This is a genomic window from Microcoleus vaginatus PCC 9802 (genome assembly GCA_022701275.1).
Lineage (GTDB): Bacteria > Cyanobacteriota > Cyanobacteriia > Cyanobacteriales > Microcoleaceae > Microcoleus > Microcoleus vaginatus_A.
The window spans coordinates 4,359,629-4,382,759 of the sequence record CP031740.1 but is presented as its reverse complement, the minus strand read 5'-3'; the positions used below and the strand labels follow the sequence as shown (position 1 = coordinate 4,382,759).

The window sequence follows — 23,131 nt, the reverse complement described above, 5'->3', positions numbered from 1 at the left end:
GAGGCCGAGCCTAGGAACCAGTTAAACATTAGTAAATTCCTAGTCAGGAGTTTAGTCCTCTCTTTAATCAATCAGAAATCAACTCCTTACTAGCAACTTACAAATAAGAATTTTAACGAACAGAAGACAACACTTCAAAACCCTGTATTGATTCTATCACTTGTTGCCACGATCGGGAGTTGATCAGCTCGTTGGCATCGAAATTAATCCCTTTTTCCACAGCAAAAATGCCAAAATTTTTCACCCAATCAAAGATTGTTTCTGTGGTAAAATAAGGTGTGCAGGCCCAAGCAGATTGCAAATTATTCACCATCTCGGACATATCTCCCCGAGCGTAAGCCTCCCAAGCCTTCCACACTAAATAATAGTATTTCAGCAGTCTATCCACTTGCTGCACCTGCTTTTGGAGTTTCGGACTAATAGAGAAACTGTCGCTCTCATCATCACTTACAAATGCCTGTTCAATTATTTCTTCATATTCCCGAAGCATCCGTTCTTCTTTGAATAGTTCTTGGGCTCGCGCTTTGCACGCTTGTCCTGCAAGCCTGCGCGATTCGGGATTTTCGGCCCATATTTCCACCGTTTCTACCAACTCTTTTACGGTTCCTGCTGGGTCGATGGTAGGATCGGGGAGCAACTTTCCCGTGTCTCCCAATTCTTCAGGAATCCCGCTGACTGCTGTGGCAATTACGGGCAATCCTTTCGCCATGGCTTCCATAATTGCTAGTGGCATTCCCTCAGCTTCGGAAGATAAAATAAAGATGTCGCTGGCGTCTAGCCAATCGGCAATATCCCAGCGCTGTCCTAAGAATTTAACCTGTTCTCCTACTCCCAATTGGCTCACAGTTGCTCTTAATTCAGGTTCCATATTGTCGTGAGTAGTAGACCCAGGACCCGCCCAAACAAAGTAAATGTGGGGCCATATTGGACGATTTTTTAATTGGGCGATCGCCTGCAATTGATACTGATATCCTTTAATTGGAGTCAATCTCGCCGCCGTGAAACAAACAACAGCATTTTCGGGGATTCCTAGTTCTTGACGCAGGCGTTGGCGAGTGAAAAGATTCGGTGGCTCAAAATAACTATTTGGTCTGCCATAATAGATTACTTTTCCCCGTTCTAGACGCGCTTTAAATAGACTTTGGAACAAGTTTAAATTCTCGTGCGAAACAGCTACTGCTGCTTTGGCTACCATGTACTGGTAGGCCACTGCATCGAAATAGGGAATTTGATCGCCGCGATCGAAGGTTTCATAATTGCGATTGATATAACCCAGACTGATTATGTATGGTATATTTTGCTCGATCGCAACTTGTTTGGCTGCAAAGTTAGCCATCGGCCAGCCGTCACTAAATATAATTAAATCCGGTCGAGCCTGGGCGTAAATCTTTTTAGCATCATCTAAATTGTAAGCAATTCGCAAAAACTCTTTCATCGTGTCGAACTCTAGCCAAAGATGTTCGATACCTAGCTGTTTTTGTTCGGTAATTAAAGGATTAGAAGCTTGACTTTGAACGCTGGTAACTCGGTAGCCCTCCGCAGCTAATTTACACATCAGCGAGTGGTTAAACTGAGCCAAACCGCCGACTCCTGAGTCTTCTGTGTACAGGAGTACGTGCTTTGTTGGCTGCCGAGAAGTCGAACTGGGAGCCGATTGAAACTGATAAGGATTGTTGGCTGCGATCGCCACTATGTCTTGCCATTCCTGTAAATTAGTTAAGGCATAGGCATCAAAGTTGTAGCCGTACTGTTCCGAAACTCCCTTAAAAGTTTCCAACCAATTAAAAACAGTTTCAGTACCTGTCAAACGAGTGTAATGCAGAGATTTTTCTAGACTTTCGACCATTTCTGGCAAATATCCGTCGCGGTACATCCGCCATGCTATCCATACTAAACACTTGTAACGTTCCGCGCGTTTCAAGTCACGGATGTGCTGAGGTAAGTCTGGCCGAGCGAAAAACTGCTCCATCAAAATTTCCGTATTTTTCATTAATTTGGAGCCGTTGGACATGATATTGCTGTCGTGCTGACGATAGCAGGTTAATATCTCTTTTAACCAAACTGACTTGCAGCCTTTTAAAGCTAAACGTAGGACAAAATCTAAATCTTCGGTTGGCGGCAAGCGAGGATCGAAACCTCCCAAGCGTTCCCACCACTCTCGCCGCAGCATCATGGCGCTGGGACGCACTGATTTGTAGAAAACAAAGGCTTCTAAATCTAATTTTGGTTCTTCTTCCCAAGGCTTTACTCCATAGATGGCTTCGTCGTTGTCGCCAACTATCTGCCAACCTGTTTGCACCAAATCTAATGTGGGATCAGCGTCAAAACAAGCTACTTGTTTTTCTAGTTTTTCTGGTAAGAAGAAGTCGTCAGCATCTAGAAAAGCTAAGAATTCCCCTTGGGCTAACTTACAAGCATGATTCCGAGCAATTGCTGCTCCTTGGTTATCTTGATATATGTATTGAATTAAATCGAGGTAAGGTGCTAAAACTTGGCGAGTGTTGTCAGTTGAACCATCGTCTATGACGATAATTTCCCAGTTTTGATAAGTCTGGCTGAGAACACTCTCTACGGATTTGACAATGTAGCTATCGCTGTTGTAAGTGGGAATGATGACGCTGACTCTGACTATTTTTTGGGGAAGTATGTTAACCATTAACTTTTTCCATTCTGGTAAGTTTCTTAAAGACTGAGTGTCGGGGTCAATTCCGTAAGATTTAGAAATTGCAGTCAGACGGCCAAGCCAATCTATTACTGTTTTTTCTGGCGAGTAAGGAGTATAAAGGAAAGATTTTTGGTAATAATCTACTGCTTGCACCGGATAGCCACTGTAGAAAAGTTGCCACGACATCCATGTTAGAATCTCATAAAAAGCCGGCTTTTCCAATTGACGGATGTCCTCTGGCAAGTCCGATCGGGCGAATAAATTTTGCTTTAATTTAATAGCAAGATTTGCTTGTTTCTGCGCTTTCTGGATGGACACATTTTGCCCGTGCTGGCGATAGCATACCGTCACTTGAGGCAACCAAGCAGCTTCGCAGCCAGATAGTGCTAAACGCAAGATTAAGTCGGCATCATCTACTGAATCATACTGAGAATCAAAGCCACCGACTCGTTCCAGCCACTGCCGTGAAAACATCATGGCGCTGGGAAGTAGGGGCATATAAACAATCCAGGTTTTTAAGTCTAGCTGAGGCAAGTATTCCCAGGGTGTTACATCGAAAATACTTTCGCCCTGGTCTTTAACCATTCGCCAGCCACTATTAACAATTCCTAGTGATGGCTGAGCGTCAAATAACGCAACTTGTCCAGCTAACTTATCGGACAAGAAAAAGTCATCTTGATCTAAAAAAGCAATTAATTCACCTCGGGATTCCTCAATTCCTCGGTTTCTCGCGGTAGCTACTCCTTGGTTTTCCTGATAAACATAGCGAATTTTATCAAAATAAGGCTCCAATGCTTGGCGGGTGTCGTCGGTTGAGCCGTCGTCTATGACGATAATTTCCCAGTTTTTATAGGTTTGGCTGATGACGCTTTCTACCGCTTGCCCGATGTAGCGATCGCCATTATATGCGGGAATAATTACACTTACCCGCGGTGTCGAATTTGCCATTGGCATGAGTTTTATCGGTGATCAGGAAGGGTTCGGCAACGGATTCTGTAACGGATGTAACGGAGGTCAGGCGGAAGGCCGATGCAATTGTACTGCTGACAGCAATCCAAATTTCAAAGGTAAATCTGGTATTTTAGCGTGCAGAAAATACAGATTCAATACCCTGTACTTGCTCGACTAATTGTTGCCATTCTGCGGAATTAATTAGAGAATAGGTATCTAAGTTATGCCCTTTCTGGGAGGAAAAGTTGCCAAAATATTCTACCCAATTTAATAAGGTTTCTGTAGTCAAAAAAGGTGTGTACGTCAAAGATTTTTGAAGCCACTTCTGCATTCCGCTTAGATCTTCTTGACAGTAAGCCTGCCAAGCATTCCACACTAAAGAGCTGTAGTACACCCGGCTTTCTATTTTCGCCATTGACCTCTGCACCTCTTTTTTATTAACCAATAACTCTGTTGGGCGATCGCAAACTAAAGCTTTTTCGATCGCCTCCATCGACTCTGCCAACATCCGTTCCTCTTTGAATAGTTTCTCGGCCCGCTGCTTGCAAGCTTGACCTATTTGATCCCGTAATTCTGGATTCATCGCCCAAGCTTCTACAGTTTTCGCCAATTCCCTTGCGGTTCCCTCTGGATCGGTATTCGGATCGGGCAACAATTTCCCAGTATCGCCAAGCCCTTCAGGAATACCGCCCACAGCCGTTGCAACTACCGGCAATCCCTTAGCCATCGCTTCCATGACTGAAAAAGAAGGCGCTGCATCTGCTAGAGAAGTCAAAATGAATATGTCGCTAGCATCCAGCCAATCTAGGATATCCCAGCGCTGTCCGATCAACTTCACGCGATCGCTCACCCCTAACTCTTTAATAGTGTCCCTCAATTCTATCTCTACATTGTCAGCGCTTCCCTCACCAGTTCCTGCCCACACAAAATATAGTTTAGACCACACAGGAGACTGCTGCAACTGCTTGATTGCTTCGATCTGATATCGATGCCCTTTAATCGAGGCCAATCGAGCAGATGTGAAACAGACAATCGCATCTTCAGGAATTTTTATTTCTTGTCGCAGGCGTTGACGAGCCGCAGCATTAGGAGGTAAAAAATATTCAGGAGAACGCCCCAAGTAAATCACTTGTCCTCGCTCTTTTGGCAACTTGAAATGTTGGCACAATAAATTCAAATGTTCGTAAGCGCCAACAATCAAGGCTCTAGCTTGCAGGCAGTGGTGAAGCACTCCTTCTACATAAGGCACTACATCCCCGCCAGCAAAAGTTGCGTGTTCTGGCATAACTAACCCGATCACCATCATGTATGGTATTCCCATTTGAATAACTACCTGTTTTGCTGCAAAATTAGAAAAGGGCCAGCCATCGCTAAAAATAATCAGATCCGGTTTATTACTCGCAAAAATTTCTCGTGCATCCTGAGTATTTCTTAACACCCGCTGTAAATCTTTATGACCGCTAAAATCCAGCCACAAATGCTTTATACCTAACTCTCGTTCTCGCTCCAGTAAGGGGCTAGAATGTTTCGTTTGCACGCAAGTGACTCGATAGCCCAACATGGCTAACTTACAGAGAATGGCATGATTATACTGCGCTAATCCTCCCACGCCCGGATCGTCCGTGTTGTAGAGTAAAATGTGCGATTCCCTCCGGGAGCGCTTCGCTTCACGCGCTGGTGAAGGTGTGGGAATAGAAGCCTGTTGAGATTGGGGTGGATTAGTCATCACCATCAGAATTATCTCTTGCCATTCCGCTAACTTACTCAGCGAATAAGCGTCAAAATTTTCACCATATTCTTCAGAAGCTATCCTAAAAGTTTCCAGCCAATTCAATACTGTTTTTGTGGGCGAAAAAGGCGTATAGTGCAATGATTTTTCCAAACACTGGGCCATCTCTGCTAGATGACCGTCGCGGTACATCCGCCATGCCAGCCACTTGAAGGATAGATAGTGTTCCTGGTTTTTTAACTGGCGGATTGATTCAGGCAAATCAGGTCGCTCGAAGAATTCTTTCATCAAAATTTCTGTATTCTTCATTAGCGGCAAACCGCTTGACATGATATTAGAATTGTGCTGGCGATAACAGGTAAGAATCTCTTCTAACCAAACTGCTTTGTACCCCTTTAAAGTCAAACGCAAGGCAAAATCTAAATCTTCGGCTAGCGGAAACTGAGAATCGAAACCACCCAAATCTTCCCAGCACTTTCGGCGCAGCATCATCGCACTCGGACGCACACATTTATATATAATAAAGCTGGCTAAATCTAATTCGGGTGCTTGCTGCCAAGGCTTGACAGCAAAAATCTCTCGCCCGGTTTCATCGACTAGCAGCCAACCTGTTTGCACCATGTCTAATGCGGGGTCAGCGTCAAAACAAGCTATTTGTTTTTCTAGCTTGGAGGGTAAGAAATAGTCATCGGCATCTAGAAACGCTAAAAACTTGCCTCTGGCTAGCTGACAAGCCTGATTTCGGGCAACTCCTACTCCTTGGTTTTTCTGATAAATGTAGCGAATTCTGTCAAGATAAGGCTGCAATACTTGCTGCGTGCGATCTGTGGAACCGTCGTCTACCACTATAATTTCCAAATTATTAAAAGTTTGACCGAGGGCGCTTTCTACCGCTTGCACGATGTAGCGATCGCCATTATATGCTGGTATAATTACGCTAATAAGCGGTGTTCGATTGACTGTTGACATTATTTAGCTCGCTATTAACCTATTATTGTCTAGTTTATATTAAGGTTGCTGACATTTAGCACTATTTATTGGCCCATCGGCAGATGTATTTACTTGAATTTGAAGTTTGACAAGTTGTACCATACAATAATACATAGAATTATTACTCAACAGGAACGCAGGAAGTGAATTCAGAAACAGCAGCGGTTGATTTTCAACAACAGGCAGAAGTCTATTTGGCTTTAGGGAAGTTGGATGAGGCGATCGCACTTTGCCAGCAAGTTTTGGCATCGCACCCCAATTCCGCCAAGACTTGCAAGACCTTGGGAAAGGCGCTGCAAGCCCAGGGTAAACTAGAAGACGCAAGGTATTGGTATAAAGTTGCGATCGCTCTGCAACCGGATTTTGCCGAAGCTTTTGCTAACCTCGGCACTCTCTGCGCTACATTGGAACAGTGGCAAGAGGCGATCGCCTGTTACCAAAAAGCCATCTCCCTGCAACCAAACTTTGCAGGATTTTACCGTAATTTGAGCCGGATATTTACCCAAGTCGGTCAAGCTGAAGAAGCAGCAGACTGTTCGTATCAAGCACTCATGGTGGAACCGATAGAGATAGCGGAAGAATATCTCGATTTAGGTAATACTTTGTTGGCGCAAAACAAGCCAGAAGCCGCCCTAATTTGTTATCACCGCACCATTTATTTAAACCCCAGTTGTTGCGAAGCTTATTACCAGTTAGCAGCAACTGCTAGTCAACTACAACACTGGGACGAAGCTATAGTTAACTACCGCAAAGCTATTCAACTTCAGCCAGATATTTCTGAGCTTTATTACAAATTAGCCAAGGTTTTTCAAGACAGCGGACAATTACCTGAAGCAGTCGCCGCTTACCGGGAAAGTATTGAGTTAAATCCCAACTCTTTTTGGTCTTACTATAATTTAGGTAGTGTGCTGCTCAAGTTGGAACAATGGCAAGAAGCCGTTGTTGCCTACCGCACGGCTGTTGAAATTAACCCAGATTTTTCTTGGTGCTACTACAGCATGGGAGAAGCTTGCGGCAAATTAGAAAAATGGTCCGAAGCCGCCGCTGCTTACCAACGAGCTATTGACTTAGATCCTAATTATTCCGGCTCTTTCCATAACTTGGGAGATGCTTTTTTTCAACTCCAAAAATGGTCGGAAGCTGAGGCTGCATACCAAAGGGCGATCGCACTCCATTCAGAATTCTTTTGGTCTCATTATAATTTAGCTTTAACTAAAGTTAAACTCCAGGATTTGTTAGGAGCAATCAGCGCCTACCAGCGGGCGATCGAACTCAATCCCAACTTTTCTTGGAGTTATCACAATTTAGGAGAAGCGCTGTTGAAAACCCAGCAGTGGAAAGCAGCATCTATCGCCTACAAGCGCGCTATTGAACTAAATCCCAATCTTTCTTGGTCTTATTACAACTTAGGCGATGCTTTGACTGAAATGCACGAGTGGAACGATGCGGTTTCAGCTTACCTTTGCGCGCTGGAAATAGAGCCTGAACTACCTAAAATTTACACCAAATTAGGCGATGCTCTCATCAAAAGAAGTCCGGCAGATTTAGACACAGCAACCAGCTACTATCACCACGAGTTGCTGCCCCTGCACCCTCCTGAATTTTACTGTAAAATAGCCCAAAAATTTTCCGACATCGATCGGATTGACGCAGCGACAGTTTTGTACTTGATGGCCTTAGAAATCCGGCCAGAAGATCCAGCAATATCCTGGAAATTGGCGGAAGTTTTGGAGAAAAAGGACTCGTCGGGGGAGCGCAGGATATTATTAGAGTTGGAGAGTCACGATATTCCTGAGCGCTACATTGCCCGAGTCGTCAAAGGCAAGAGTTTTGCAGAAGTCGGCGGCTTGTCGGCAACTGTCAACGAAAAAGTATCTGTAGCTAGCAAATACGGTGCAGTTTCTCTTACAATGATTGATGCCATGCCAACATCCCTCCACGGGTGGCAATATTTTCGCGATCGGATGACAAGTTTAAAGATTGCTAATTATAATTGTATCAATCGAGATATAACTCAGATTCAGCTTGCAGAAATTGGCGAGCCTTACGATGTAGTTCACTGTGCAGGAGTTTTGTACCATCACCCTCACCCTTTGCAAATTTTAACTAACTTGCGTCAAATAAGTGGAGAGTATTTAATCTTAACTTCCGCTATTACTCAAGAAATTATAGAAAACGAGCGGGGACGCTACGAAATTCCAGCTTCTGGGGTAATTTTCATTCCCGCTTTAGGCGACGTAGAACGAGCTATTTTAACAGCTTACTGGCAGCAGCACACCGACGGCGCAGCCATGTTAGGGATAACTGAGAAAGCAGTTTTTGACATCAACGACTGTGCGCGGTGGTGGTGGCTACCTACAGCTACTGCTTTAGAATGTATGTGCAAAGTGGCGGGATTTAAAGTGTTAGACAAAGCATTGACTGAGAACAATAATGCTTTGACTCTCCTGCTGGGGATTTGAGGATTGATAAACGAGCAATAACAGGACTTGCTTGTGCACAAACGCCTAAACACCCGGTTCATGAGTGGCTTCCTCGTTTTCTTTCGCCACTATTCCTACTAGAAAACTGGTGTTTTCCGTAAGACCTAAATAAAATAGCTGCAAACACCTTTTGTGAAAACAGGAAAATAATCAATGAACAATCACCAACCAGGGACGCCGTTAGGAAACATTTTAGTAGTAGACGATACAGCAGAAAACCTGCGTCTGTTGTCTACGATGTTGACTCAGAGGGGGTACACCCCCCGCTGCGTGATTAACGGAAAAATGGCTTTGAGAGCCTGCAATTCTAATCCACCCGATTTAATTTTGCTCGACATAATGATGCCGGAAATGAACGGTTACGAAGTTTGTCAGCACTTGAAATTAGAGCCGAAAACTCGCGAAATTCCGGTAATTTTTATCAGCGCTAAAGATGAAGTTTTCGACAAAGTAAACGCATTTGCTGTGGGAGCAGTTGACTATATCAGCAAGCCATTTCAGTTTGAAGAAGTGCTCGCCCGCATTGAAAGTCACCTCAGCCTGCGGAATTTACAAAAGCAGCTAAAAGAACAAAATATGTTGCTGCAAGAAGAAATCACGAGCCGCTTAGCAGTCGAAAAGACTCTTCAGGAGAAAAATCAAATTTTGCAACAAGAAATCAGCACCCGTCGCGCCGTTGAAAAAGCTCTGCAAGAGCAAAATTTGGTACTCCAACAAGAGATATCGCACCGCCAGCGCGCCGAATCTGCTCTATTAAAATCTAACCAAGAATTGGCGCGTTCAAATGCGGAACTAGAACAATTTGCTTATGTGGCTTCTCACGACTTGCAAGCGCCTTTAGCAACTATTGCCAGTTACGCTCAACTTTTAGAAAAACGCTACAAAGACCAACTCGACACCCAAGGTACTAAGTTTATCGGCAATATCGTTCAGGGCTGCACCAGAATGCAAACTTTAATTGACGATTTACTCGAATATTCGCGCGTTGGTCGGAGTCGGAAACCTTTTGAACTGACAGATTGCAATCATGCAGTCGAGCAAGCACTCGCGAACCTGCAAGGGGCGATACGCGAGAATCAAGCCGTTGTCACTTACAGCGAATTACCAGCGGTAATGGGGGATATTTCTCAACTCGTACAGCTCTTTCAAAATTTAGTCAGCAATGCGATTAAATATCGCCACGACGCACCGCCTGTGGTTCATATTACCGCTTGCAAACAGGAGGAAAACTGGTTAATTTCTGTCTCAGATAATGGAATTGGGATTGCTCCCCAGCATCAAAAACGTATCTTTCAAATTTTCCAGCGCTTGCATACTCAAAGAGAATATTCGGGGACAGGTATTGGTTTAGCAATTTGTCAAAAGATTGTGGAACTTCACGGCGGATGTATCTGGGTGGAATCGGAGCCGGAGCAAGGTTGTACGTTTTACTTTACTCTCGCTTAATTGAGAGATTTTTTCGTCAAAAGGTATAAGCTCTAAGGTACGAAAAATCAATTAATTTATATATTTTAAGTCAGAAACTCGAAAGGACAATCGAGAATTTAATACCATTTTATATGTAAAAAAAGAAGGGAATAATTGACAAGGACTGTGACTATCGGGGTTGGGAGCTTGACAACACTTGCATGGTTTTTTAACTGGTATAAATGGCAACTTATAAGAAAACTTATTTTGCGTTGACAGTCTAGTTAGTGCGTGATATAATTTTAATTATTTAACACCTTTTTTGTAGCGCTTGCTCACCCCGCAATTTTACGGTCGATGTATGTGTACGTGCAATTGAATGACTGCCCTGAAAATAAAAGGTAAAATTCAAGTGAGTTTAACATTTTCTTGATTAATAAATATTATGAAAGCAATTTTTAACTTAGCTTTGCCTCCTATCTGCTTTAAAGTTCTGTTAGTAGAAGACAACCCTCAAGAAGCTGAGCTGATTGAAGATTTGCTGTCAGAAATTGGCGGCGCGCAGAGTATAGTGCTGACGAAAGTAGAGCGCCTCAGCGAAGCGCAGCAGCGATTGAATCAAGAAACTTTTGACATAATTTTATTAGACCTTTCACTGCCAGATAGTCTGGGAATCGAGACGGTGGCTCGGGTACAAGAATACGGGGTAAATGTGCCGATCGTAGTTCTGACCGCCCAAAACGACGAAGAACTTGCCCTGCGGTTGATTTCGGCTGGCGTACAGGATTACTTGGTAAAAAGAAAAATCGACAGCGAACTGTTAATTCGATCGCTCCGGTACGCCATAGAACGCCAGAACAGTCAAGAGGCTTTGCGAAAAAGTGAAGAAAAATATCGCTCGGTGGTGGAAAATTCCCTGATCGGCATTGCCATCATCGCTCCAATTATTGACAGCGAACTTCCTCTAAATTGCCACTGGATAGAAGTTAACGAGGCCCTGTGCCATTTGCTGGGCTATGAGCGCTACGAACTCGTGCAAAAGAATTGGTTAGAGTTGAGTCATCCAGAGGATTGGGAGGCTAATTGTGAAAATTTTTCTCAGATGTTAGCAGGTAGGCTCGACGGTTACATCTTAGACAAAAGGTGGCTCAGAAAAAACGGCGAAATAGTTTATACGCGAGTTTCCCTGCGCTGCATCCGTCGCCTGGACGGGTCTATCGACCGGATAATCGAAGTAGTGTTGGACGTGAGCGATCGCTACCGCTACGAAGCCAAAGTGAAAGCGTCAGAAGAATTTTTAAACCACACCATAAATGCTACCCCAGACCCAATTTTTGTCAAAGACGAGCAACACCGCTGGATGATATTAAATGATGCTTTTTGTCAGTTGGTCGGCAAATCGCGGCAAGAACTGATCGGCAAATCAGATTATGACTTTTTTTCTCAATCAGAAGCTGCTGTTTTTGGGACCAAAAATGAAGAAGTATTGACAACGGGTGTCTGCTTGGAGACCGAAGAAAAATTCACAGACTCTCGGGGGAGAGAACACATAATTTCTACAAAAAAAAGCGTCTTCCAAATAGCAGACGGCAGTAAAGTAATAGTGGGTACAATTAGAGATTTTACCGAATACAGACAGCAACAAAAAGCCCTGCAACAAAGCGAAGCTCGCTTTCAAAAATTGGTAGCTAACCTGCCGGGAATAATTTATCAATTACGAATGTCAGCAACTGGAAAAATGTCTTTCCCCTACATCTCTTCAGGCAGCCACCCACTCTACGAATTAGAGGCAGAAGCAATAGAGCAAAATGCTGAACTGATTTCCAATGGAATTCACCCAGACGATCTCTTAGATTTAAAAGCATCGATCGCAATTTCAGCCACTACGCTGGAACCTTGGCAGCAGCAGTGGCGGCAGACTTTACCATCTGGAAAAGTTAAGTGGCTGCAAGGAGCTGCGAGACCAGAAAGGCTCACTAAGGAGAGCAAATCTGGCAGCGAAGGCGATATTCTCTGGGACGGTTTAGTGATGGATATTACTGAATTAAAGCAGGCACAAACAGAGCGCGATCGTTTTTTTACCATCTCCTTAGACTTGCTTTGCATTGTAGATTTTGACGGTCGTTTTAAACGTTTAAACCCAGCTTGGTCAACAGCTTTAGGCTACAGTATTAGTGAATTGTTGGCCAAGCCAATGATGGAATTTGTTCATCCAGACGATCGCAAAGCTACCGCAGCCGAAGGAGCAAAACTAATCGCGGGTACGTCCAGTATCTCCTTTGAAAACCGCTACCTCTGCAAAGATGGTTCTTACAAATGCTTCCTGTGGACGTCATCGCCATTTAGTGAAGAAGGTTTAATCTACTCAGTCGGTCACGACATTACCTCTCGCAAACAAGCAGAGTCCCAACTCCAGCGACAAGCAGTAGCAATGGCGGCTGCTTCTGACGGAATCGCCATTTTTAATAATAATAAAGAATGTATTTATTCCAACGACGCTTATCTCAAAATGTACGGCTTGGCTAGCCCTAGCGAACTGTATGGGAAGAAATGGAAAATGCTCTACAGCAAAGCAGAAAATTTATTTTTTGAACTACAAATAATGCCGATGCTCCTGCAAAAAGGGTACTGCAATATAGAAGCGATCGGTCAGCGCCGGGACGGTACTAAGTTCCCTCAAGAATTGTCGCTGACAATGCTTGTAGGTGGCGAAATTATTTCTATAGTTCGCGATATAACTAATAGAAAACAGGTAGAATCAGCCCTGCGGTCGAGCCAGCGACGCTACCAAACTTTAGCAGAAGCATCGCCAGTTTGCATATTCCATACCGACACCTTGGGAAATTGCCTTTATGTGAATAAACGGTGGAGCGAAATTACGGGATTAAACGCAGAATTAGCAGCAGAGATTGGCTGGATGAATGCCATACATCCCGATGATACGGAGCGGGTAAAAAATGAATGGCATCGAGCAATTATTGAGAAAATTCCTTTTAAATCAGAATACCGCTTTCAGCGTCCCGACGGTCGGGTAATTTGGGTGATAGGTCAGGCAATTGCAGAAATCGGAGACAAGCAGGAGATTAAAGGCTATATCGGCACTATTACTGATATTAGCGATCGCAAACAAGCAGAATTAGATTTGCTGCGAGTTACTCAAGCGGTGGAAAGCACCAGCGATGCGATCGGCATTGCTGACTTGACAGGGCGATCGCTCTACCACAATCAAGCCTTTGTTCAACAGTACGGCTACACAGCAGAAGAACTAAACACAGCAGGCGGATTAACAGCAATTTACCCCCAAAGTAATGTGCTGCTAGAAATGTTTAAAACGCTCCGTAAAGGCAACTCTTGGCAAGGCGAACTCAAAATCAACACTAAAAACAACAAACTGGTAACAACTTTATTTCGCGCCGACGGCATTAAAGATGAAACTGGTCATTTAATCGGGTTAGTGGGAGTAATTACCGACATCACCGAACGCAAACAAGCGGAGATGACCCTGCAGCAGCAATTAAGGCGAGAACGGCTAGTAGTTGCCATGCTCGATCGCATTCGCTCCTCCCTAAATTTAGAAGAAGTCCTGACAACTGCTGTCGAAGAAGTGCGGCAATTTTTGCAAACAGACCGCACAGTTATTTACCGCTTTAATCCCGACTGGAGCGGTCTTGTAGTTGTCGAATCCGTAGCAAAAGATATAACTTCGTTGCAAAATTTTGACAATTGGGATACGTGTTTTAGAGATAAGTTTGTTGATATTTACCAGCAAGGAAATATTCGTGCTATAGCAGATATTTACGCGGAAAATCTGAGCGAATGTCACATTAACTTCCTCGAACAATTTGAAGTTAAAGCTAACTTAATAGTGCCGATTTTACAAGCACGAGAAAGCATTTCCCAAGTCCAACCGACGGCGGAAAATCAGCTCTGGGGACTCCTGATCGCCCACGATTGCAGTGGCCCCCGTTCCTGGGATTCGTCAGAAATAGAATCCCTCCGGCAATTGTGCGTGCAATTGGCGATCGCGATCCAGCAATCCACGCTATTTCAACAAGCACAAACCGAAATTGCCGAGCGCAAACTTGCAGAATCGGCCCTCCAACAAGCTGCATTAGCCGCAGAAAGCGCCAACCGCGCCAAAAGCGAATTTCTTGCCAACATGAGCCACGAACTACGCACGCCTTTAAACGGCGTTTTAGGTTACGCTCAAATCCTCAAAACCGACAAAGACTTAAGCTCAGATCACCAAGAAAGTCTCAGCAATATTCAACAGTGCGGTCAACACCTGCTGATGTTAATCGACGATGTTTTAGATCTTTCCAAAATTGAAGCTAGAAAAATGGAACTCTACCCAGAAGAGTTAAATTTTATAAATTTCATAAAAAACATTGCTGATCTCTTTCAGATGCGGGCCTCTCAAAAAGAAATTTTATTTAATTACGAACAAGTCTCTCCCCTGCCTAGCTGCGTTCGTGTCGATCCAAAAAGATTGCGCCAAATTCTCATAAATTTACTCAGCAATGCAGTTAAATTTACTAACAGTGGCGGTGTGACTTTCAAAGTCGGCTATGTCGGCACAGGGGCCTGGAGTCGAGGGCAAGGAGAAAATTATGAGTTCTCGACTTTGAGTTCGGAACTGAAAGAAAATTATATGCGCTTCGCCCACAATGCGATCGCAGCCAAACACGCTTTAAAAATCCGCTTTCAAGTCGAGGATACCGGCACAGGAATAGCGCGAAGCAAGTTAGAAGAAATATTTTTGCCTTTCCACCAAGTAGGAGGCAATACGTTTGTTGAAGGTACAGGTCTCGGACTCTCGATTAGCCAGAAGTTAGCGAAACTAATGGGTACCGAAATTCACGTCCACAGCACTTTGGGAAAAGGCAGCACTTTTTGGGTAGATTTAGAATTGCCAGCAGCTAAACGGTACTTGGAGGTGTCTCCTTTGCAGGAAAAACGCTGGCTTGTCGGTTTTATCGGCAACAAGCGGAAAGTGCTAATCGTGGATGACCATCAACTGGATCGCGATTTGTTGTGCAGGCTGCTGCTGCGTTTGGGATTTGAGGTTGCAGAAGCCCAAAACGGGCAAGAATGCCTTTGCAAAACAGTTGAATTTCAACCGGATGTGATTTTAATGGACTTGCGGATGCCTGTAATGGATGGTTTAGAAACTGCAAGAAAACTGCGGCAGTTGCCGGCAGTAAAAGATGTCGTGTTAATCGCTATGTCAGCTAGCGTTTTCGAGGCTACGCAGCAAGATAGCATCCTCGCAGGGTACGATGATTTTCTTCCCAAACCGATCGAAGCAAATCACTTTTTGGAACAGTTGCGCGTGCATTTGGGACTAGAATGGATTTATGGGGAATCTTCGGAAAACAAAAAGCGCAAAACTCCCAGTTTGTCACCCGCCTCGGATTTTCCTGCTTATTCTTCTCTGTTACCTGCGGCTTCTGAGTCAATAGCAAAACTTTTGAAACTCGCAGCTATGGGCGACATTGAAGAAATTTTTGATGAGAGTGCTAAGCTGGAGAGTTTAGAACCTAGTTTAGGGCCGTTTATCTTGAAGCTGCGCCAACTTGCTAAGGGATTTCAGCTCAAACAAATTCGGAATACTTTAAAGCAATATATCGAGGGAAAATAGTAGCCCTCTGATGGTTGAGAGCTTGGCTGCATACAGATAATTTAGATGTGCAGCAACTTACCGCCGCGTTATTTAGCGGGATATCTGGCAATTGTCGATCGCGCAATTGTCAGTGTATGTGGCCGTAACTCCCAACATTAAACAAGTTATTTTGCCGCTTCAGAAGTTGTCTCCCCGAGTCCGAGCAATTGCTGTTAAATGCCAGATATCTTTGGGCACAGTATAGATTGTGAGCAGCGCCTCCTGTGGCTCCCCATTACCGTGTTTTGTACTATTTCAAACAAGATTTTTCTGGTAAACTAAAGTGTAAAGTTGCCTTTCATCCCTAGACTGAAGTCGCAGGGTTTTCAGGCGATTTTTTGATAATAGAGTTTTTGAGAGAGTTGGGATTGAAATTACTTTGCCTCAGTAACGGCCACGGAGAAGACGCGATCGCCCTTCGCATCTTGCAGGAACTGCAACAGCACCCGCATCCGCCAGAATTAGCCGTGTTTCCGCTAGTGGGTGAAGGGCAAGCTTTCGCTCAACTAGAAAACGCCCGCATCATCGGCCCCGTGCAGCGGATGCCTTCGGGCGGCTTTATTTACATGGACGGGAGGGAATTTTTGCGCGATGTTAAAGGCGGCCTGCTTCAGTTAACCATCGCTCAGTTTAAAGCCATCCGCGCTTGGGTGCGGACCCAACAACAGTCTGGGAATCAAGACGGCGTTATTTTAGCCTGCGGGGATATTGTACCGCTGCTGTTTGCTTGGCTCAGCGGCGCGCCCTATGCCTTTGTCGGTACTGCTAAGTCCGAGTATTATTTGCGGGACGAGAACGGGCCTCTGGCTCGCAAATCCCGAGTCTTGGGTTGGTGGGGTTGCCCGCGCTCGGTTTATTTGCCTTGGGAGCGCTGGTTGATGACTCGATCGCGCTGTCGGGCCGTTTTTGCCAGGGACGCGCTAACCGCCGAGACTTTACAAAAGCTGGGAATTCCCGCTTACAATCTCGGAAACCCGATGATGGACGGACTCCAACCGGAAAACCCAGCCGGTTTTTACGGCCCTGACGCAGAGTTTCGGGAAAGGTCGCGATCGCTCGTCATCACCTTACTCCCCGGTTCTAGAGCGCCGGAAGCTTATGCTAATTGGCTGGTAATAATAGAGGCTGTAGCCGGAATTTTGTCGCTGTTTGCCGATCGCAAATTGTTATTTTTTGGAGCCATTTCTCCTCAGTTAAATTTAGAAGCTTTGCGACCTAGTTTAGAATTTTTCGGCTGGCGACAAGACGGCGAAATTAGAACGCAGCGGCGAGAAGGAAGTATTTTGCGACCTCCTGTTTCTAGCGCTCAAGAAATTCAGAAAGAATCTCCTAATTTGCTATTGCCGCTGACATTTGTGCAGAGAAACGCCACCATGATTTTGACTCAGCAAAGTTTTAACGATTGTTTGTACGAAGCAGATTTAGCAATAGCAATGGCAGGAACGGCTACAGAACAATTTGTAGGTTTAGGAAAACCCGCGATCGCCATTCCCGGAAACGGCCCACAATTTACTCCAGCTTTTGCAGAAGATCAAAGTCGCCTGTTAGGCCCGTCATTAATTTTAGTCAAACATCCCGCCGAAGTTGCCGGCGCCGTGCAGTCTTTGCTCCGCGACCCCGACAGGTTACAGCTAATCGCTGAAAATGGCTTGCGCCGCATGGGAGAACCCGGTGCAGCAGCCAGAATTGCCGAGTGTTTAATTCAGCGCTTCGGCGGTGAATACAGCAATTCTCAATTGCCTGCAATCCACTAGGAACAAAACAATTTTGTGTTCCTGCCCAGTATCTTTAATACTACTTTCTTTTAAAAAAATCTTGTTCGGTAACTACTAATTTCCGTAGGGTGCGCCTAGGCGCACCTTACTAATACTGCACTCGCCGAAAAATTTAATTCGCCGTTTTTTCCGAAGATTGAGCCCAGAAATTAGCTTGAGGAATTTTAAAATCCGACTTAACCAAAACTCCCGGTTCTCGCTGCACCGGCAGCACATCTAAAGTATCCGTTTGCGCGCAATATTTTAAATCTTCAATTACCCCTAAACCGAGGAGGCGCTGGCCGTGACTGGCTCTTTCCAACAATTCATGCAACCGATCTTGCCAGTGCAGGTAAAGAGCAATAGCCCCAAATACTTCATCGTTACCAGCAAAATCGCTCGCAGGAATACCGCTTTCTGCTAGCAGACTTTGGGCGATCGCACCAGCACAAACCGTATCTTCCAACGAATAACTCCCTTCCCAACCAGAACCCACAATCCAAATAGTTTCCGGCTGTTTATTTAACAAAAACTGCACCACAGATTTGCGGTTAATCAAAGCCGCCGTTAACACAGTTGCAGCAGCTTGCACTCGCTCCAGAGCCCGAGTACCGTTAGTTGTGCTGATAAAAATTCGCTTCCCAGTCACCTTTTCTGGCGTGCAGTCGAAGGGGGAATTCCCCATGTCAAATCCCTCAACTTTGCCGCCGCCGCGCTCTCCGGCGCGAATCCGCTTATCTGCAGGCCATTTTTCGCTCTCGGCCATTAGCTTATCTAAGTCGCTGAAAACTTGGACAGCTTCCGCCCCATTATTCAGGGCCGTTGCCATTGTCGTAGTCGCCCGCAGCACATCAACTGCGATCGCGCAAGCCGGCATTTTGTCGGCTGGCGTAAGTTCCGGGGTATGGTAAATAAAAAGCTTCACTTTTGGGCTACCTGCGATAAATCCTCATCAGCAATAATAATGGAAAGTGGATAATAGAAAATAGAGTCGAGTCCTCAAAAGCAGAAAATATGTCAAAACAGCTAAATTCAAACCCCGCCCACGCCGCCATTACCGCACCAATTGGACTCCTGGCAGGTTTCACCTATCCTTTGCGAGCTTTCACGCTGATTTTGCAAACTCCCAAGCTGTGGACTTATGTATTAGTTCCCGTGGTGCTAAATTTTATAATTGGTATTGGTCTTTATTTAAGCTTGCTATTTCCCAGTTTGGCAGGGATAGACGTTTTAGTTGCCGATTTGTCCGTCCGATTTAATGCTCTAATTGCTAGTTTTCCAGCTTGGCTGAGCTTTCTTGGGGTGTTAACAGTCGCTTTCGGCTGGCTGCTGCGCGTACTCCTAGTGTCAGGACTTTTGCTGATAATTGGATTTTTGTTAGTGCAGTTTGGCGTAATTTTAGGTTCACCCTGGTACGGCCAACTTTCCGAACAATTGGAACTGCTGCGGAACGGTCAATTGCCCGCAGAAGCACCAATGAATTTGGCGAGTAGTTTTGGGGATATTCAAAGGGCGATCGCCTTTGAACTGCGAAAACTACAAATTTTGTTGAGCGTCGGTATACCGCTGCTGCTGCTAAATTTTCTCCCTGGTGTCGGCTCTATTCTTAGCAGTTTGGGTGGCGTAGCTTTGGGCGCGACTATTGTCTGTTTGGACTTTTTAGATGCACCTTTGGAGAGGCGCAGGCGACCTTTTCAGGAGAAGTTGGAGATAATTTGGGCGAGTTTGCCGGCCAGCGGGAGTTTTGGTGTGGTTTGTTTGGGTTTGGTGAGCATTCCCCTGTTGAATCTGTTGGCGATTCCGCTGTGCGTGACGGCGGGAACTTTGTTTTTTTGCGATCGCATTTGGCCGGCCCGCTTTGCCCCAGAAGAAACTCATAGCGATCGAGAAACTAACATTACAAATTAAAAACTAGGGAGATGCTTCTTCCTTCGGCTGACTCTGGGAGTTAAGACCCAGAAACGGGCTTAAAAACAGCCAGCTAATGAAGAAAAAGGATGCTGTAAATAGCTGGACAATATCGATCGCCGACAAATATCCGTCAGATAATAGTGCAATAGTTCTATCTGTCAGCCCGAATATCCAAGAGAGAATCCCAAACAGCCAAATGCCTTTTTGGAGCATGGGCAAAAATGCTGAAACTTGGGAGTTTTGCTGCTTGTTCATTGATTTAGCCCTTGTTTGCGAAAAGTCTGATTAACCGGGGCACCCCAAGGGCTTAAGGATTTTTGGTGTCTCCTCGGATTCCCTTTGTTATCTATATGTTAAGAAATATTTCCCCATATGACAACGCGCCTTGGGAGGGATTTCCGCATCTATCTCAAGAGGTAGTTGGAGCGCTGACAAAGAGTTATATTTGCTACACTTTGGCAGCGACGCTAGAGATTTTGCCGATTTTTTGAGAGATAAATTGCTTGGCACGGGTAGTGGCGGGTGCTCTTGGCACCGCGCCTACAAAAAAAATTTGTAATCTATATTGAATTATGTAATACTACAAACTGAACAAGTCTGGTTAAAGAACGATCGTGAGGTTTGTACTGAGGACTGAAGTCCTCAAAGCCCTAAAAGCCACAGGACAAACAATTTGATTATCAAAATCAACCGGACTTGATGTGAGTTCAGCGTCAATAAAATCGAACAATGGCACGCTTAAATCAGATTATTGCGATCGAAAAAGGCATCAAAAGCCGCTCGGTTCAAGAACTGGCAGAAGCTCAAAAAGCGCTCCAGAAGCCCGCTGTGCTTTCTGGAATCTCCCGCACTTACCGTCCCAAAGACGAAGAAGGCGAACAACTACCGCCAGAGTCCAAAAAAGTTGAAGTCAAAGCAGAAGAGATTATCCGCAAAACGACTGAAGTGTTGACCAAACTCTTCGACGTAACCGCAACCAAAGATTGGACAAATTGTAGCGCCAGGGCGGACGTAACTGTAGACGGAAACGTGCTTTTGAGTCAAGTTCCCGTCAGCTATTTGCTATTCCTTGAAAAGCAGTTAGCAGATTTGCAAGCATTTATCAAAAAACTTCCAGTCTTAGATGCTTCCGAGACTTGGAACTTCGATGCTTCGGCCCACTGCTGGGCAACAGAACCTGTGCAAACTCTTAAGACATTTAAAACTCCGCGCAATCACGTTAAAGCTGAAGCTACCGAACACCATCCGGCTCAAGTCGATATTTATTACGAAGATATTACGATCGGCTATTGGCGGACTGTCAAGTTTTCTGGAGCTTTACCAGCACGGCGGATCAATGAGTTGCTACAAAGGGTGGAAATATTGCAGCAAGCTGTTATGTTCGCCCGCGAAGAAGCTAACAATTCTGAAGTTGAGGAACAGAGAGTGGGAGAGCGAATTTTTCAATTTATTTTCCGCTAATTGCTTGCTTTTTGGATAGTTATGGTTTAATATCTAAACAGAGTACAAGTTCAATCTAAAACTTCAACTTAAACCGTACAAATGTGATAGTGCAGGTTCGACTCCTGTCCCTCCTACCCAAAATAGGGGGGTAGCCCAATTGGCAGAGGCAGCATTGCGTACAAATTTAACAGCAAGCTATTACTCTAAACTCAGCATTCACCGCCGATCGCTAAAACGAATGTCAGGAAAATCACATCATCGAGGTTGCTGGCTCATATCCAGCCCCCTCTACCAAACGCAGGGGGGTAGCTCAATCGGTAGAGCGGGATGCTATTAATCTTAAATCCTTGACTTAAATGTGATAGCGTGCCCAAATGGGCGGTAAATATAAACCCAGTAGTAAGGTCAGAACTGCTGGGTTTTATGCTAATAATTGATTCAATTCGTTAAATCCGTCAGTCCTGGACGTATCAAGACAGATGATTTACTGCATCAATCCTCAATGCGAACAACGCGAAAATCCTGCTGCTGCTCAAAATTGTCAAGCTTGCGGCACGGATTTGTTAATTGCCGATCGCTATCGTATCCTTAAACCAGTGCGATCGCCCAATCCCGCACGCCCCACAGACATCTTTGAAGTCGAAGATTTGGGAACCGGGGAAAACGAATGGGGAACTGTCAAAATTTTAAAAGTCTTGAAACAGACCCACAATTACGATTTAGTTCGCTTGTTCAAGCAAGAAGCGCGAGTTTTGATTTGGCTGGCCGGAAAGGGTTCTGTTCCGCAAGTCGAACCTGACGGTTATTTCCAAATTAAACTCCCCCATAATTTCCAGAAATTGTCTTGTTTAATAATGGAAAAAATTACCGGAGAAAACTTGGCAGAATTCTTAAGTAAAAAACAGTCCGTTTCTCAAAAGCTCGCTCTTGATTGGCTGCAACAAATGCTTCATATTTTGCAGGACATCCACAAATATCATGTAGTGCATCGGGATATTAAGCCATCCAACCTGATGGTTGAAGCCCATGGGAAATTGAGATTAATTGACTTCGGCGCCGCCACAGAAGTAGAGATAAATACCACACCCATAGGTTCTGCTGGATACTGCCCACCGGAACAAATTCTAGGTAAAGCTGGCGTGCGATCCGACTTTTTTGCCCTGGGGCGTACTTTTGTACATTTATTAACAGGCATAGAGCCGATACACTTTCCCGTTAATGAAAAAACTGGTAAAATTAATTGGAGGAACCAGGCTGTAGATATTGACCCGTTACTCCTAGACTTGATCGACGAATTGATCGAACCGCTACCGGAAAACCGACCTGAAAATACCCAAGTTATTTTAGAAAAATTAAAAATTCCCGACGGAGACCCCCTGCAAAAGGGGGACGCAACATCGCTTCAATAAATCTGTTCCAGCCGGCGAAAATCCCGCTCAACTTCTGCCCACAAAGCCCGATTGTGAGGGTCAGTTTTCACAGCCTTTTTCAAATAAATTCTCGCCTTATCAACCTGGTTTTCTCCGATCAAATGCCGTCCCCAGCGCTGATAGGCGATCGCCTGCCACTGACGCACCTCCAAATCTTCGGGAACCCGCTGGGCCAAACCCTCAATCAAGGCGATCGCCCGTGGGAACCTCTGATATTTCAGCAACTGCTGCAACTCAAAATAAGCATCTTGCTTTAACTTTTGCTCCACCGCCGACAGATCCGCATTAGATTGAACCGCAGCTTCTTTTCGAGCCACTTTAACTGCCTGCGGTTGAGCTTTCACCCCCTGATCCACCGATGTCCAAGTAGGCGACACAGTTGAATTGGCAACTTTCGAGTCCGCAACATGGTGGGGGGCAACATTCACCAAGAACTTATAAGCCTCAGTAATAGCAATAAACTTATTCTTAGCCTGTTCGTTTCCCGGATTCACATCGGGGTGATACTGTCTGGCTAACTGCCGATAAGAGGCCTTAACTTGCGATAAACTCGCACCAGACCTCAGTCCTAACTGTCGGTAATAATCTGCAATATCCATCTAGCATGAATGAGCGTTGATAATACCATTAAATATGGCAGAATCCTTAAATGTAAAGATTCTGCCAAAATTTACTGCGAACTAGGTTGTAGTGCGAGGGTTGCCCG

The 23,131-nt window shown here is 44.9% G+C and carries 12 protein-coding genes; 7 read left to right on the top strand and 5 right to left on the bottom strand.

The genetic code is table 11. The features are described from left to right. Positions 1 to 112: 112 nt before the first annotated feature. A complete protein-coding gene (locus tag D0A34_17800; GenBank protein UNU20485.1) occupies positions 113 to 3,619 on the bottom strand; it encodes a glycosyltransferase in 3,507 nt (1,168 codons plus the stop codon). A gap of 127 nt (positions 3,620 to 3,746) precedes the next feature. After that, positions 3,747 to 6,314: a glycosyltransferase gene (locus D0A34_17795; GenBank protein ID UNU20484.1), complete on the bottom strand. Its 2,568-nt coding sequence runs from the start codon at positions 6,312 to 6,314 to the stop codon at positions 3,747 to 3,749. Positions 6,315 to 6,478: 164 nt separating this feature from the next. Here D0A34_17795 and D0A34_17790 point away from each other — a divergent pair, with 164 nt between their 5' ends. The 4 genes from D0A34_17790 (at position 6,479) to D0A34_17775 (ending at position 17,641) form a co-directional block, all read left to right on the top strand. Then, the gene (locus tag D0A34_17790; GenBank protein UNU20483.1) at positions 6,479 to 8,797 is read left to right on the top strand and encodes a tetratricopeptide repeat protein; all 2,319 of its coding nucleotides are present in this window, start codon (positions 6,479 to 6,481) and stop codon (positions 8,795 to 8,797) included. Positions 8,798 to 8,971: 174 nt separating this feature from the next. Then, the gene (locus tag D0A34_17785; protein UNU20482.1) at positions 8,972 to 10,264 is read left to right on the top strand and encodes a response regulator; all 1,293 of its coding nucleotides are present in this window, start codon (positions 8,972 to 8,974) and stop codon (positions 10,262 to 10,264) included. 406 nt (positions 10,265 to 10,670) lie between these two features. Beyond that, complete coding sequence (locus D0A34_17780; GenBank protein UNU20481.1) at positions 10,671 to 15,866, top strand: PAS domain S-box protein; 5,196 nt, start codon at positions 10,671 to 10,673, stop codon at positions 15,864 to 15,866. A gap of 374 nt (positions 15,867 to 16,240) precedes the next feature. Further along, a complete protein-coding gene (locus D0A34_17775; GenBank protein ID UNU22351.1) occupies positions 16,241 to 17,641 on the top strand; it encodes a hypothetical protein in 1,401 nt (466 codons plus the stop codon). Positions 17,642 to 17,774: 133 nt separating this feature from the next. Here the strand turns inward: D0A34_17775 and D0A34_17770 are convergent, their stop codons facing one another. Further along, positions 17,775 to 18,566, bottom strand: coding sequence for a 2-phosphosulfolactate phosphatase family protein (locus tag D0A34_17770; GenBank protein UNU20480.1), 792 nt, complete (start codon positions 18,564 to 18,566; stop codon positions 17,775 to 17,777). An 89-nt stretch (positions 18,567 to 18,655) separates the two neighbouring features. Here D0A34_17770 and D0A34_17765 point away from each other — a divergent pair, with 89 nt between their 5' ends. Then, complete coding sequence (locus D0A34_17765; GenBank protein ID UNU20479.1) at positions 18,656 to 19,549, top strand: hypothetical protein; 894 nt, start codon at positions 18,656 to 18,658, stop codon at positions 19,547 to 19,549. A gap of 3 nt (positions 19,550 to 19,552) precedes the next feature. On the opposite strand, the gene D0A34_17760 is transcribed toward D0A34_17765, so the two are convergent. Beyond that, the gene (locus tag D0A34_17760) at positions 19,553 to 19,807 is read right to left on the bottom strand and encodes a hypothetical protein (GenBank protein ID UNU20478.1); all 255 of its coding nucleotides are present in this window, start codon (positions 19,805 to 19,807) and stop codon (positions 19,553 to 19,555) included. A 474-nt stretch (positions 19,808 to 20,281) separates the two neighbouring features. Between D0A34_17760 and D0A34_17755 the strand changes: the two genes are divergently transcribed. Together D0A34_17755 and D0A34_17750 are read left to right on the top strand one after the other, a co-directional pair. After that, complete coding sequence (locus D0A34_17755) at positions 20,282 to 21,013, top strand: hypothetical protein (protein UNU20477.1); 732 nt, start codon at positions 20,282 to 20,284, stop codon at positions 21,011 to 21,013. A 461-nt stretch (positions 21,014 to 21,474) separates the two neighbouring features. Next, the gene (locus tag D0A34_17750; protein UNU20476.1) at positions 21,475 to 22,404 is read left to right on the top strand and encodes a serine/threonine protein kinase; all 930 of its coding nucleotides are present in this window, start codon (positions 21,475 to 21,477) and stop codon (positions 22,402 to 22,404) included. On the opposite strand, the gene D0A34_17745 is transcribed toward D0A34_17750, so the two are convergent. Continuing rightward, the gene (locus tag D0A34_17745) at positions 22,398 to 23,024 is read right to left on the bottom strand and encodes a molecular chaperone DnaJ (protein UNU20475.1); all 627 of its coding nucleotides are present in this window, start codon (positions 23,022 to 23,024) and stop codon (positions 22,398 to 22,400) included. The two genes, D0A34_17750 and D0A34_17745, sit on opposite strands and share 7 nt — an antisense overlap. Positions 23,025 to 23,131: the final 107 nt, after the last annotated feature.

Bases quoted from the DNA above. Each gene is read 5' to 3' on its own strand.
- D0A34_17800 (UNU20485.1), bottom strand. From the start codon at position 3,619: ATGCCAATGGCAAATTCGACACCGCGGGTAAGTGTAATTATTCCCGCA.
- D0A34_17795 (UNU20484.1), bottom strand. From the start codon at position 6,314: ATGTCAACAGTCAATCGAACACCGCTTATTAGCGTAATTATACCAGCA.
- D0A34_17785 (UNU20482.1), top strand. From the start codon at position 8,972: ATGAACAATCACCAACCAGGGACGCCGTTAGGAAACATTTTAGTAGTA.
- D0A34_17780 (UNU20481.1), top strand. From the start codon at position 10,671: ATGAAAGCAATTTTTAACTTAGCTTTGCCTCCTATCTGCTTTAAAGTT.
- D0A34_17765 (UNU20479.1), top strand. From the start codon at position 18,656: ATGTCAAAACAGCTAAATTCAAACCCCGCCCACGCCGCCATTACCGCA.
- D0A34_17760 (UNU20478.1), bottom strand. From the start codon at position 19,807: ATGAACAAGCAGCAAAACTCCCAAGTTTCAGCATTTTTGCCCATGCTC.
- D0A34_17755 (UNU20477.1), top strand. From the start codon at position 20,282: ATGGCACGCTTAAATCAGATTATTGCGATCGAAAAAGGCATCAAAAGC.
- D0A34_17750 (UNU20476.1), top strand. From the start codon at position 21,475: ATGATTTACTGCATCAATCCTCAATGCGAACAACGCGAAAATCCTGCT.
- D0A34_17745 (UNU20475.1), bottom strand. From the start codon at position 23,024: ATGGATATTGCAGATTATTACCGACAGTTAGGACTGAGGTCTGGTGCG.